Origin of the sequence: Pectobacterium versatile, from assembly GCF_003932035.1 — a bacterium.
Lineage (GTDB): Bacteria > Pseudomonadota > Gammaproteobacteria > Enterobacterales > Enterobacteriaceae > Pectobacterium > Pectobacterium versatile.
This window is the reverse complement of record NZ_CP034276.1, coordinates 2,467,792-2,481,365: the sequence shown is the minus strand read 5'-3', so window position 1 is coordinate 2,481,365 and position 13,574 is coordinate 2,467,792. Positions and strand designations below refer to the sequence as shown.

General features: G+C 52.1%; 13 protein-coding genes and 1 other annotated feature. Of the genes, 9 read left to right on the top strand and 4 right to left on the bottom strand.

The window, feature by feature from the left end; genetic code table 11:
- Nucleotides 1–255 precede the first annotated feature (255 nt).
- Both EIP93_RS11260 and cobO read left to right on the top strand, forming a co-directional pair.
- Nucleotides 256–1,017, top strand: a complete 762-nt coding sequence (locus tag EIP93_RS11260; RefSeq protein WP_125232707.1) for a YciK family oxidoreductase — start codon at nt 256–258, stop codon at nt 1,015–1,017.
- Between the two features lie 17 nt (nt 1,018–1,034).
- On the top strand, nt 1,035–1,625 hold the full coding sequence (gene cobO, locus EIP93_RS11255; protein ID WP_103971543.1) for a cob(I)yrinic acid a,c-diamide adenosyltransferase: 591 nt from the start codon (nt 1,035–1,037) through the stop codon (nt 1,623–1,625).
- A gap of 84 nt (nt 1,626–1,709) precedes the next feature.
- Here the strand turns inward: cobO and rluB are convergent, their stop codons facing one another.
- The 3 genes from rluB to rnm form a co-directional block, all read right to left on the bottom strand.
- The gene (gene rluB, locus EIP93_RS11250; protein WP_103860720.1) at nt 1,710–2,594 is read right to left on the bottom strand and encodes a 23S rRNA pseudouridine(2605) synthase RluB; all 885 of its coding nucleotides are present in this window, start codon (nt 2,592–2,594) and stop codon (nt 1,710–1,712) included.
- A gap of 194 nt (nt 2,595–2,788) precedes the next feature.
- Entirely contained in the window at nt 2,789–3,409 is a 621-nt protein-coding gene (locus tag EIP93_RS11245; protein WP_103971542.1) for an L-threonylcarbamoyladenylate synthase, read from the bottom strand.
- 170 nt (nt 3,410–3,579) lie between these two features.
- Nucleotides 3,580–4,464, bottom strand: coding sequence for an RNase RNM (rnm, locus tag EIP93_RS11240; protein ID WP_164498011.1), 885 nt, complete (start codon nt 4,462–4,464; stop codon nt 3,580–3,582).
- A gap of 208 nt (nt 4,465–4,672) precedes the next feature.
- Nucleotides 4,673–4,777: a sequence feature (Trp leader region), on the top strand.
- A gap of 31 nt (nt 4,778–4,808) precedes the next feature.
- Between rnm and EIP93_RS11235 the strand changes: the two genes are divergently transcribed.
- From EIP93_RS11235 to EIP93_RS11205, 7 genes are all read left to right on the top strand, one after another.
- The gene (locus EIP93_RS11235) at nt 4,809–6,371 is read left to right on the top strand and encodes an anthranilate synthase component 1 (RefSeq protein WP_103940363.1); all 1,563 of its coding nucleotides are present in this window, start codon (nt 4,809–4,811) and stop codon (nt 6,369–6,371) included.
- Nucleotides 6,371–6,949, top strand: coding sequence for a glutamine amidotransferase-related protein (locus EIP93_RS11230; RefSeq protein ID WP_010275261.1), 579 nt, complete (start codon nt 6,371–6,373; stop codon nt 6,947–6,949). The genes EIP93_RS11235 and EIP93_RS11230 overlap by 1 nt, the downstream gene beginning before the upstream one ends.
- 83 nt (nt 6,950–7,032) lie before the next feature.
- The gene (gene trpD, locus EIP93_RS11225) at nt 7,033–8,031 is read left to right on the top strand and encodes an anthranilate phosphoribosyltransferase (RefSeq protein WP_125233336.1); all 999 of its coding nucleotides are present in this window, start codon (nt 7,033–7,035) and stop codon (nt 8,029–8,031) included.
- A 7-nt stretch (nt 8,032–8,038) separates the two neighbouring features.
- Nucleotides 8,039–9,406, top strand: coding sequence for a bifunctional indole-3-glycerol-phosphate synthase TrpC/phosphoribosylanthranilate isomerase TrpF (gene trpCF, locus EIP93_RS11220; protein ID WP_125232705.1), 1,368 nt, complete (start codon nt 8,039–8,041; stop codon nt 9,404–9,406).
- Nucleotides 9,407–9,419: 13 nt separating this feature from the next.
- Entirely contained in the window at nt 9,420–10,613 is a 1,194-nt protein-coding gene (gene trpB, locus EIP93_RS11215; protein ID WP_170310025.1) for a tryptophan synthase subunit beta, read from the top strand.
- Nucleotides 10,613–11,419: a tryptophan synthase subunit alpha gene (trpA, locus tag EIP93_RS11210; protein WP_109225183.1), complete on the top strand. Its 807-nt coding sequence runs from the start codon at nt 10,613–10,615 to the stop codon at nt 11,417–11,419. Before trpB ends, trpA begins: the two co-directional genes overlap by 1 nt.
- Nucleotides 11,420–11,804: 385 nt before the next feature.
- Entirely contained in the window at nt 11,805–12,524 is a 720-nt protein-coding gene (locus EIP93_RS11205) for an oligogalacturonate-specific porin KdgM family protein (RefSeq protein ID WP_103971538.1), read from the top strand.
- 128 nt (nt 12,525–12,652) lie between these two features.
- On the opposite strand, the gene ompW is transcribed toward EIP93_RS11205, so the two are convergent.
- Entirely contained in the window at nt 12,653–13,285 is a 633-nt protein-coding gene (ompW, locus tag EIP93_RS11200) for an outer membrane protein OmpW (protein ID WP_116362136.1), read from the bottom strand.
- Between the last annotated feature and the right edge of the window lie 289 nt (nt 13,286–13,574).

The window sequence follows — 13,574 nt, the reverse complement described above, 5'->3', positions numbered from 1 at the left end:
CACGCAATATGGCGATGTTATTCCTGCGGTTTTTACGCCTAATGCTGCTTTTTACAACAGCATGGGGATAAATAGAGGCAGTCTCATTGAAAACATACGACATTTGAGGCATAACACCCCCATTCACCCTGCTCGGATGCGCCGTTATCTGACGTTCCGATCGGCACGACTGACGCATATCGTCGTGCCGACACGCGATGGCAGGTCTATTATCTGAAGCGTGGCTGTTCTGCGCCACGGCAAGAGGAATTCATTGTGCATTACCAACCTAAAATCGATTTACTGCAAAACCGCATCATTCTGGTCACCGGTGCGGGCGACGGCATTGGTCGGGAAGCTGCGCTGACCTACGCCCGCTACGGCGCACACGTTATCTTATTCGGACGGACAGAAAGTAAACTTCAGTCGGTTAAACAGCAGATCGAGCAGGATCACGGCACACCAGCGCACGTTGTTGTTTGCGATATGCTGGCTTTATCCTCCGCACAATGCTTTCAACTGGCTGACGAACTGGCTCAGATTGTGCCGCACCTGGATGGGGTTCTCCACAACGCCGGATTACTTGGGGAAATCGCCCCTATCACACAGCAAACGCCGGAGATCTGGCATCAGGTTATGCAGGTCAACGTTAACGCAACCTTTATGCTGACGCAGGCGCTGCTGCCGCTGTTATTGAAATCACCTTGCTCTTCTCTGGTTTTCACCAGTTCCAGCGTGGGCCGCGAAGGTCGTGCCGGCTGGGGAGCCTATTCCGTCTCCAAGTTCGCGACTGAAGGCCTGATGCAAGTACTGGCCGAAGAGTATCGTTCACAAAATCTGCGGGTGAACTGTATTAATCCCGGCGGAACGCGTACGGGAATGCGTGCGTCAGCCTTCCCTAACGAAGATCCGATGAGACTGAAAACGCCAGCAGATATTATGCCACTGTATCTCTACCTGATGGGCGATGACAGTCGCCGCAAGACGGGGATGAGTTTTGACGCACAGCCGGGCAGAAAAGTCGGTCCAGCCGAATAATAGAGAAGAGCCGCACGATGAGCGATGAACGCCACCAGCAACGCCAACAGCGCCTGAAAGAAAAGGTCGATGCCCGCATTGCCGCCGCGAATGAAACGCGCGGTATCCTGATCGTCTTCACCGGTAACGGGAAAGGAAAAACCACAGCGGCGTTTGGTACCGTCACGCGAGCGATAGGCCACGGATTACGGGCAGGCGTGATCCAGTTTATTAAAGGCGAATGGCCGAACGGTGAGAAGAATCTGCTGCAACAGCACGGCGTGGAATTTCAAGTCATGGCGACGGGCTTTACCTGGGATACGCAGAATCGCCAGACGGATACCGAAGCGGCACAGCACGTCTGGCAACATGGCAAACGCATGTTGGCCGATCCACAGCTCGACCTCGTCGTATTGGACGAACTGACGTATATGATTAGCTATGATTATCTGGATTTAAGTGACGTTGTCACTGCATTAACGCAGCGCCCTGCCGGGCAGACGGTCATTATTACCGGACGAGGTTGCCATCGTGACTTGCTAGAAATGGCCGATACCGTGACGGAAATGCGTCCGGTAAAACATGCGTTTGATAGCGGGATTCAGGCACAACAAGGTATTGACTGGTAGTCGTTAGTTTTTCATTGTTGATGAGCAAAGCGAAATGAAAACGGGCAGCGAAAAGGCTGCCCATAAAGCGTAGGAATAACGATATTAACCGTTGCGCTTCGGTTTTGGCGAGGTACGGCGCGCCGGAGCACTGTTGAGCTGGCTGTGACGTTTTACCGCACGACGGATCTGGTTCGCTTTCACCCGACGGCGCTCACGCTCAACCGGCAGTTTCGATACCGTTTCTGCCGGAAGCTGCACGAGCTCACGCAGATAGTTCAGTTGTTCCAACGGCATTTCTGTCCAGCCACCGCGCGGAATGCCTTTCGGCAACGAAATGTCGCCGTAGCGCACGCGAATCAGGCGGCTAACCTGCACGCCAACCGCTTCCCACAGACGGCGAACTTCACGGTTACGCCCTTCGGTCAGCGTCACGTTATACCACTGATTCAGACCTTCACCGCCCTGATAACGGATAGTGCGGAATGATGCAGGACCGTCTTCCAGCTGTACACCTTTACTCAGCTGTTTGATCTTTTCGTCGTCAACAACACCGAAGACACGCACGGCATATTCGCGCTCAACTTCGCGGCTTGGGTGCATCAGGCGATTGGCTAACTCACCGTCAGTCGTGAACAGCAGCAGACCGGAAGTGTTGACATCCAGACGCCCTACGGCAACCCAGCGAGAGCCCTGAATTTTTGGCAGACGGTCAAATACCGTCGGGCGGCCATCAGGATCGTTACGGGTGCACAACTCACCTTCCGGTTTATAGTACATCAGTACGCGGCACACGGACTCTTCGGTTTCCTTAACGGTAACCACATGACCATCGATACGGATTTTGGTGGCTTTCGTCACTTCAACGCGATCGCCCAGAGTGGCAATTTTACCGTCAACGCTGACGCGTCCAGCCTGAATGATACCTTCAATTTCGCGGCGTGAGCCATGTCCGGCACGCGCCAGAACTTTTTGTAACTTTTCGCTCATTGAGCAACCTCTAGTGTCGCCTTCCCAGGCGTCGGGGGGAGTCATAACTGCTGATAAAATTCAGCCGTTACGTAAAAATTGAATGTACGTAAAAATAGTGTGTACGTAAAAATCGTTCGTCGTATTAAAAACTGGCGCGATTATACCGATCTTCACGCCATTTGTATTCCCATTGTTACCGCTCGTCGCTGCACTTATAGGAACGGCGTGACATCACCGGTGCCTTCACGGACGACTCGCGGTACGGATTCGGTCAAGTCGATAACCGTCGTCGGCTGTTGACCCAGCGAGCCGCCGTGAATAATCAAATCCACCAGTTTTCCCAATCTATCCTGAATTTCTTCTGGATCGGATTCGGCAAAATCATTTCCTGGCAGCATCAGCGTGGTCGACATCAACGGCTCATTCAGCGCGGCCAGCAGCTCCAGAGCGATAGGATTGGACGGCACGCGCAGGCCGATGGTTTTACGCTTTTCATTCATTAAGCGGCGAGGCACCTCTTTCGTCGCTTTCAGAATAAACGTGTAATTACCCGGCGTATTATTTTTAATCAACCGGAAAGCCGAGTTATCAACATGGGCATATGTCGACAGTTCGGACAGATCGCGACACATCAACGTGAAGTTATGATCGCTCCCCAGATCGCGAATCCGGCAGATGCGTTCCAGCGCGTTTTTTTCGCCCAACATACAGCCCAACGCGTAACCGGAATCCGTTGGATAAACAATCACCCCACCTTTATGCAAAAATTCCACCGATTGATTGATCAATCGCGGTTGCGGATTCTGTGGGTGAATATAAAAAAACTGGCTCATGACCCTACCTCGTACGTCTGACATTTCGCGGCGTTGTTCATTCCAACCCGCTTCATCGTGCAATATAGTGCAATAGGATTATTATAGAACGTGTTGATGGTAAAAGATTGTTATTCCATGAATTTGTTATTTCAAAAAGAACGACATGGCATCAACACGGCTATGCACCACTAGCCTACCAACACGGGATGGTGCCAAACGGGTTCGACATCGGCAGGTAGCCACAGCTTGCGGCCCAGCTCAATCCAGGCGCATGGCAGGTGGAAATCCGATCCTTGCGACGCCATCAGGTTGAAGTCACGCGCATAGCGTCCCAACTGCGTGCGCTCATCCGGTGCCTGTTGGCATTGCGCCACTTCCATCGCGATCCCGCCGCTTTCTGCGAAGGTAGCTAACAGTCGCTTTAACCATTTGGCCGTCAAATCGTAGCGCCCCGGATGCGCCAACACCGACACACCGCCGGATTGATGAATCGCCTCAATCGCTTGCGGGATGGTGCACCACTGCGGTGGCACGTAACCGATTTTGCCTTTCGCCAGATATTTTTTGAACACCTGATTCATATTCGCCGCGATGCCCAGTTCGATCAGGTAACGAGCAAAATGCGCTCGTGTAATCTGCCCTCCCGTCGCCAGACGCTGTGCGCCAGCCAGCGCATCGGGAATACGGTTTTTTTCCAGCCGAGCCGCAATCTGTTCCGCCCGACTCTGCCGACACTCTGCCTGCTGTTGCAGCAAACCCGTTAACGCTGGATGCGCAATATCCATGCCCAACCCGACAATATGGATCTCATGATTTTCCCACAGCGTGGAGATCTCCACGCCGGGAATCAACCTCAGCGGAAACCCCTGCTGTGCAATCGCATTCTGCGCTTCGTCAAGCCCAGCCGTCGTGTCGTGATCGGTAATAGCCAACACGCTCACCCGCATGTCTACCGCCCGACTGACCAGCGCCGTCGGCGTTAAAAGGCCATCAGATGCCGTGGTATGGCTATGCAAATCATAAAGTGGAAATGACGATATCGGTTGAGAATCTTCTGGCACAAGCCTATCCATTAACAAGAATAATGCGAAGGCCGCATGATGCCATTAATAGGAAGCAAATGGTAATGCCCGCCGTTTCTCTGAGTAATAAAATAATCATATTGAAGGTGTTGACATTTTATCGCTGAACCAGTTAACTAGTACGCAAGTTCGGTACACAGACAGTAATCAGTATACAAACAGTGAGATGATGATAATGGCAACGCAGAAAATGATGAAGCATGGTTGGTGGCGCTCTTCCCTATCGCGGGTGGACTAATCACGCATCGCTGTTATCACACATGCAGATATTCCCAGGCCCGCTTAACTAAGCGGGCTTTTTATTTGATGGGCACAACATTAAACGGGTAGCAAGAATGCAAACAACACAACCTAAACTGGAACTGCTGCGTACCGAGGCCGTTTACCGTAACGACCCCAGCGCCATCTTCCATCAGCTCTGCGGTGCCAGACCGGCAACGTTGCTGTTAGAGTCGGCTGAAATCGACAGCAAGGAAAACCTGAAAAGCCTGTTGATCGTAGATAGCGCGCTGCGCATCACCGCACTGGGCCAACACGTTTCCATTCAGGCACTCACGGCAAACGGTGCCAGCCTCCTGCCGCTTCTGGATGCCGCGCTACCAGTAGAAATTATTAATCAGCCGCGTCCGAACGGCCGTGAACTCACCTTCCCGCTGGCAGACGCGATGCAGGACGAAGATGCTCGCCTGCGCTCGCTGTCCGTGTTTGATGCCTTACGCCAGATTCTGACGCTGGTCGCCTGCCCGACAGACGAGCGTGAAGCCATGTTCCTCGGCGGCCTGTTCGCCTACGATTTGGTCGCTGGGTTTGAAGAACTACCCGCGCTGAGCCAGCAGCAGCGTTGCCCGGATTTTTGTTTCTATCTGGCAGAAACGCTGCTGGTGCTCGACCACCAAAAACGTGTGACCGCTCTGCAAGCCAGCCTGTTTACGCCGAACCAGAGCGAAAAGCAGCGTCTGCAACAGCGTCTGGAACAGCTACAACTTCAGCTCACCCAGCCAGCGCCTGCGCTGCCACGTCAGTCCATCGAAGACATGACACTGAGCTGCAACCAGAGCGATGAAGCCTTCGGTGACGTCGTCAGCCAGATGCAAGAAGCCATCCGCATCGGTGAAATTTTCCAGGTCGTGCCGTCACGTCGTTTCTCTCTGCCGTGTCCTTCACCGCTGGCCGCCTACCAAACGCTGAAGGATAGCAATCCCAGCCCTTACATGTTTTACATGCAGGATCAGGATTTCACGCTGTTCGGTGCCTCGCCGGAAAGCTCGCTGAAATACGATGCTGACAGCCGCCAAATTGAAATCTACCCCATTGCCGGTACCCGCCCGCGCGGTCGCCGTGCCGATGGCTCACTGGATCGCGATCTTGATAGCCGTATTGAGTTGGAAATGCGTACCGACCATAAAGAGCTGGCTGAGCATTTGATGCTGGTAGATTTAGCCCGTAACGATCTGGCCCGTATTTGCCAACCAGGCAGCCGTTACGTTGCTGACCTGACCAAAGTTGACCGCTATTCCTTTGTGATGCATCTGGTCTCCCGCGTAGTGGGCACATTGCGTGAGGATTTAGATGTGCTGCACGCCTACCGCGCCTGCATGAATATGGGCACGCTGAGCGGCGCACCGAAAGTCCGGGCAATGCAGCTGATTGCCGAAAGTGAGAAAACCCGGCGCGGCAGCTACGGCGGCGCAGTCGGCTACTTCACCGCGCACGGCGATCTGGACACCTGCATTGTCATTCGTTCCGCCTATGTCGAAGACGGTATTGCCACCGTTCAGGCTGGTGCGGGCGTGGTTCTGGATTCTAACCCTCAGGCAGAAGCCGACGAAACACGTAATAAAGCCCGGGCCGTACTGCGAGCTATTGCCAGTGCGCACCATGCAAAGGAGATTTTCTGATGGCTGACATCCTGCTGCTCGATAATATCGATTCATTCACCTACAACCTGGTGGATCAACTGCGTGCCAGCGGTCATCAGGTCGTGATTTACCGTAACCATCTGCCTGCCGACGTCATCATCGCGCGGTTACAGCAAATGGAAAAACCGATCCTGATGCTCTCCCCCGGCCCCGGCACGCCAGCCGAAGCGGGTTGTATGCCTGAACTGCTGCAACGCTTACGCGGTCAGTTGCCGATTATCGGCATTTGCCTCGGCCATCAGGCCATCGTGGAAGCCTACGGCGGCCATGTCGGTCAGGCGGGTGAAATCCTGCACGGCAAAGCGTCTGCCATCGACCACGATGCCAGCGGTATGTTTAGCGGTTTACCGCATCCGTTGCCCGTTGCCCGCTACCACTCGCTGGTCGGCAGCAACATTCCGTCGACGCTGACCGTCAACGCACACTTCAACACGATGGTCATGGCCGTGCGAAACGATGCGGATCGCGTCTGCGGTTTTCAATTCCATCCTGAGTCGATTCTGACCACGCACGGCGCTCGACTGCTGGAACAAACGCTGGACTGGGCACTGGCTTAACGAGGGATACGATTATGCAATTGTCTTCTACAGAACTGTCTTCTAAGACCCGGGAACCGTCTACAGCTCAGGATGTCATGACCATGCAACACATACTGGAAAAATTATACGGCGCGAACCCTATGAGCCGTCAGGAAAGTCAGGCGCTGTTTGGTACCATTATTCGCGGTGAACTGGAAGCTAGCCAGTTAGCAGCGGCGTTGATTAGCATGAAAGTGCGTGGCGAGCATCCCGATGAAATCGCCGGCGCCGCCACGGCCTTGCTGGCCGATGCGCAGCCGTTCCCCCGCCCTGACTATTTATTTGCCGATATCGTCGGCACAGGCGGAGACGGCACCAACAGCATCAACATTTCGACGGCCAGTGCCTTCGTTGCTGCCAGCTGTGGCCTGAAAATCGCCAAGCACGGCAACCGCAGCGTATCCAGTCGCTCCGGTTCCTCAGACTTGCTCTCCGCTTTCGGCATTAAACTGGATATGAGCGCGCAGGATTCCCGTCAGGCGCTGGACGATCTGGGCGTGTGTTTCCTGTTTGCTCCGCAATACCATCTGGGCTTCCGTCATGCCATGCCAGTTCGTCAGCAGCTCAAAACGCGCACCGTCTTCAATGTGCTGGGGCCGTTGGTTAACCCCGCTCGCCCGCCACTGGCGCTTATTGGCGTGTATAGCCCCGAATTAGTTCGCCCTATCGCCGAAACGCTGAAGGTGCTGGGCTACCAACGTGCTGCCGTCGTACACGGCGGCGGGATGGATGAAGTCGCGCTTCATGCACCGACGCAGGTTGCTGAGTTGAACAATGGCGAGATCGAAACCTACGAACTGACGCACCGCGATTTCGGTCTGGATGCGTATCCGCTGTCGGCATTACAAGGCGGTACGCCAGAAGAAAATCGTGACATTCTCGCGTCACTGCTACAAGGTAAAGGTGAACGCGCGCACGCCGCGGCGGTTGCCGCCAACGTTGCGCTGCTCCTGAGATTATTCGGACAAGAAGATCTGCGCCAGAATGCGCAACAGGCGCTTGAAGTCATTCATAGTGGACAGGCTTATCAGCGCGTTATCGCCCTGTCCGCCAGAGGATAATGGAACCATGCAGGAAACCGTATTACATAAAATTGTGCGTGATAAAGCGCTCTGGGTTGCAGAACGAGAAAAAGCACAGCCGCTGGCCTCTTTTCAGCATGAGATCGTTCCCAGCCAGCGCGACTTTTATCAGGCGCTGAAACAAGATAAGCCCGCCTTTATTCTTGAATGCAAAAAGGCTTCACCATCGAAGGGATTGATTCGCGATGATTTCGACCCGGTAGCGATAGCTCAGGTCTATAAAGGTTACGCGTCTGCTATTTCCGTTTTAACCGACGAGAAGTATTTTCAGGGCGATTTTGCCTTCCTGCCACAGGTTAGCGCGGCAGTACACCAGCCGGTGTTGTGCAAAGACTTTATTATTTCGCCCTACCAGATCTATCTGGCTCGCTACTATCAGGCCGATGCCATTCTGCTGATGTTATCTGTGCTGGACGACGAGCAGTATCAGCAACTGGCCGAGGTAGCGCACAGCCTGAAGCTGGGCGTGTTAACAGAAGTCAGTAACGAAGAAGAGCTACTGCGGGCCATTCAGCTCGAAGCGCGCGTCGTCGGGATCAACAACCGCGACCTGCGCGATCTCTCCATTGACCTCAACCGTACCCGGACGCTCGCACCGCGTCTGCCCGCAGGCGTAACCGTGATCAGTGAATCCGGTATCAACTGCCAGGCGCAGATTCGTGAACTCAGCGCGTTTGCTCAGGGCTTCCTGATCGGCAGTTCACTGATGTCCGAGCCGGATCTGAACGACGCAGTACGCCGCGTTATTCTAGGTGAGAACAAAGTCTGCGGCCTGACGCGCTCCGCAGATGCACAGGCAGCCTATCAAGCGGGTGCGCTCTACGGCGGATTAATCTTCGTCGCCAGTTCTCCACGCTATGTTGACGCTAAACAAGCCACTGACGTTATGACAGGTGCCCCACTGCGCTATGTCGGTGTTTTCCGCAATGCCCCTGTCGAACACATCGTTGCTATCACAACGCAGTTAGGGTTAGCGGCCGTTCAACTGCACGGTGATGAAGATCAGCAGACCATTGACCGGTTACGTCAGCAATTACCAGCGACCTGCCAGATTTGGAAAGCATTAAGCATCGCGGATGTGCTGCCCGAGCGCAGTCTCAGCCACGTCGATCGCTACGTGTTTGACAACGGTCAGGGCGGCAGCGGTAAAACCTTTAATTGGTCGCTGCTGGCGAATCAGTCATTGGATAACGTGCTGTTGGCCGGTGGCCTGAATAGCGATAACTGCGCACTGGCGGCACAGCAAGGTTGCTCAGGACTGGATTTCAATTCCGGGGTCGAAAGCGAACCGGGAAAAAAAGACTCACATAAAATTGCTGCGGTTTTTGCGACATTACGTCAGCCGCAACACTAAAACAGACGGGAAAATTATGACATTACTCAACCCTTACTTCGGTGAATTCGGCGGACAATTTGTTCCGCAGATCCTCATCCCGGCGTTACGCCAGTTGGAAGAGGCTTTCGTCAGTGCACAGAAAGATCCTGAATTTCAGGCCGAATTTACCGATCTGCTGAAAAACTATGCGGGTCGCCCAACAGCGTTAACCTTGTGTAAAAACCTGACCGCAGGGACGAAAACCAAGCTGTACCTGAAACGTGAAGATTTACTGCACGGCGGTGCGCACAAAACCAATCAGGTGCTCGGACAGGCTCTACTGGCTAAGCGCATGGGTAAAAGCGAAATCATCGCCGAAACGGGTGCGGGCCAACACGGTGTCGCAACGGCGCTGGCTTGCGCCCTGCTTGGCCTGAAATGCCGCGTTTATATGGGTGCAAAAGACGTTGAGCGTCAGTCGCCGAACGTCTTCCGCATGCGTCTGATGGGTGCAGAAGTGATCCCGGTTCACAGCGGTTCCTCCACGCTGAAAGATGCTTGTAACGAAGCGCTGCGTGACTGGTCCGGCAGCTATGAAACGGCACACTATCTGCTGGGAACGGCTGCTGGCCCGCATCCTTATCCGACTATCGTGCGTGAGTTTCAACGCATGATTGGTGAGGAAACCAAAGCGCAGATCCTGGAAAAAGAAGGTCGCTTGCCGGATGCGGTGCTCGCCTGCGTCGGTGGTGGCTCTAACGCGATTGGGATGTTCGCTGATTTCATCGACGATACAAACGTCCGTCTGATCGGCATTGAGCCTGGCGGCTTGGGCATTGAATCTGGGCAGCACGGTGCACCGTTAAAACACGGCCGCGTTGGTATTTATTTCGGTATGAAGTCCCCGATGATGCAAACGTCTGACGGGCAAATTGAAGAATCCTATTCTATTTCCGCCGGGCTGGATTTCCCGTCCGTAGGGCCACAGCATGCCTACCTGAACAGCATCGGCCGCGCCGACTATGTCTCGATTACCGATGATGAAGCGCTGGATGCCTTCAAAGCGCTCTGCCGCGGTGAAGGGATTATTCCCGCGCTGGAATCCTCCCATGCGCTGGCACACGCCTTGAAGATGATTAAAGCGGAACCGGAGAAAGAGCAACTGCTGGTGGTCAACCTGTCTGGCCGTGGTGATAAAGACATCTTTACCGTGCACGATATTTTGAAAGATCGGGGAGAAATCTAATGGAACGCTATCAACAGTTATTTAACCGCCTGTCAGAGAAAAAGGAAGGCGCGTTCGTTCCATTTGTTACGCTGGGCGATCCCTCTCCCGGGCAATCCCTGAAAATTATCGACACGCTGATTGCCGCTGGTGCCGACGCGTTGGAACTGGGCGTGCCCTTCTCTGACCCATTAGCGGATGGCCCGACCATTCAGGACGCCAATCTGCGCGCCTTTGCCGCAGGCGTCACACCGGACCAATGCTTCGAAATGCTGTCAGCAATACGTCAAAAATACCCAGAAATCCCGATTGGCCTGCTGATGTATGCCAATTTGGTCTTCAGCAACGGTATTGATGAATTTTATCAGCGCTGTGCGCAGGTTGGCGTCGATTCAGTTTTGGTGGCAGATGTGCCAGTGGTGGAGTCAGCCCCATTCCGTACGGCGGCGCTACGACACGGCATTGCCCCCATTTTTATCTGTCCGCCCAATGCTGACGATGAACTGCTGCGTGAGATCGCCTCTTATGGCAGTGGCTATACCTATTTAGTGTCACGTGCAGGTGTGACCGGGGCAGAAAAGCGCGCACAGCTGCCGCTGAATCATCTGGTTGCCAAGCTGAACGCGTATCATGCAGCACCGCCGCTGCAAGGATTTGGCATTTCCGATCCTGCCCAAGTGCGGGAAACGTTAGCATCAGGCGCAGCGGGTGCCATTTCTGGCTCGGCGATCGTACGGATTATCGAAAAAAATCTGAACCAGCCTGATGTGATGCTGTCAGAGTTACACGCCTTTGTAAGTGAAATGAAAGCCGCTACGCGTTCATAACACTTTTCAGGCGCGCGATTTGTGCTTTATACAAGTCCTATCGCGCGCCGAATAATGTTTCAAATTATTTCTCATTTAATTAAACATCAGTATCTTCAATTGTTATTTAATGTCCAATTCATTATAATTGTAAGTAATGTTTTCAAATTGAAATAATTATTTAATTCCACATCAAAGAAATAAATCAAATAACCATTAATTTTTAAACCGCATAAATCCCACCAATAAAATACGAAGAAAATCACAGAAATGAGATCATTTTAAATTTTCTCTTTTTAACGATCTTGTTCACATTACTGTAAGAAATAATAAATAGAATGGAACCGCTGAACAAAAGTGGCAGCGCGTTTTTAAATAATAATTCTCTTTGACTTGGGATAATAAAATGAAAGTTAAAATATTGACGATGGTGGTAACCTCCTTAATCAGCTTAAGCTCCATGGCTGTGACGATTGACTATCGTCATGAAATGAAAGATACAGCAAAGAACGATCATAAAGACCGCCTGTTGATGTCCCACCGTTTTGACAACGGTTTTGGCCTGTCAATGGAAGCTAAGTGGGGCCAATCTGACAAAGACAATACGCCAAATAAACCGTATAACGAAACCGTCAGCGCCGGTACCGAAGTGACCGCCAGCTACCTGTACAAGTTTGATAAAACCTTTGGCCTTGAAGCAGGGCTAAACATGGTTTCCTCTTCAAAAGACAACAACTATCGTCCTTATATCAAAGGTACAGCCAACATCACCGATTCTCTTTACTATGGCTTGCGCTACCGTGCATCTTACCTGCGTAAAAGTGACAGCATTGGTACTACAGCCCCTTCAGATATGAAAGGCTACACCATCACCAGTACACTGGGTTACAAACTGCCAGCGAATTTTGTCATTGAATACGAATTTGAATACGACAAGAAAACTAAAGCAGGTTCTGTTGGCTACCTCGCTGACAACGAGAACTATGACATGACCCACGATGTTAAACTGGCTTATAAATTCGACAAAAACTGGACACCTTACGTTCAAGTCGGTAACGTTTCTGGTAGCAAAACTACTGACGAGCGTCAAACTCGCTACCGCGTTGGCGTACAGTACAATTTCTAATGGCTAATGCCATCTAGATAATTGCGGTAATAAAATAGCGTTCTCTTTATTGGTTTGTTATTTCCTGTCTATAAAAACGGCGAAGTTATTTACTTCGCCGTTTTTTATTCATCAAACTAAATTAGCAATCAGAAGCGATAGCCTACGCCAAACATAAAGGCCCATGGATCAAGTTTAGTATGGATACTTTGCTGATCGTTCCCGGCTTTAAACTTCACATCGGTATCAATATCCATCCACCATACAGACATATTAAGCAGCCAGTTTTTATCCAGGTTGTAATCCAACCCTGCCTGCGCCGCAAGTCCCCAGGAGTTCTTCAGGCTCAGATCGCTCAGCCCTGCGCCTTTCCCCGTATCATTAAATTTCTCATCGAAGAACAAAGTGTAATTCAGGCCAACGCCTAAATAGGGACGTAATTTATCTTGAGCATCACCAAAATAGTACTGTGCCACCAGTGAAGGCGGCAGGTGCTTAACTTCCGCGATAGTCCCCGTCCCCGGTGTGCCAACTTTATGTTTGAACGGCGTGGCGGCGAGCAATTCAACCCCAATATTGTCCGTCACCATATAGCTAAAAGTCAGACCCAGTTGAGTATTGTTACTAACCTGAAACTCACCTAAACCCTGTACGTTGTCCGAGCTTTCAGCAGGGCGCACGGTTGCTGAACCCGCCCGAACAATGAAATCACCCGCTTGATGAGCCTGTACCAATGCAGGCATGAGCGCCGCCGCCAACAATAAGAAAGATGTCTTTTTCATTACCCACTCCATTTATAGGGTTTAAATTTCGAGCGAAATATACCCCTAAGTAGGTATTCTTGTTTTAAGCCAGATCACATCTTTTAAAGATTTTAGACCTAAATTGAACTGAATCATTTATCGCTAACTAATTAAAATCAATGAAATTGATCCAGATCAACAGTGCCGCAAGGGCGTCGCATACGCCACAGGTGGCGATGAGCGCCATTATGAGCAACCATGCCGCACTTACCTCATAGTGAGGGGAAAAGCAGCATTGCATCGTTGACGGGGTGCCACTGCGCGAATT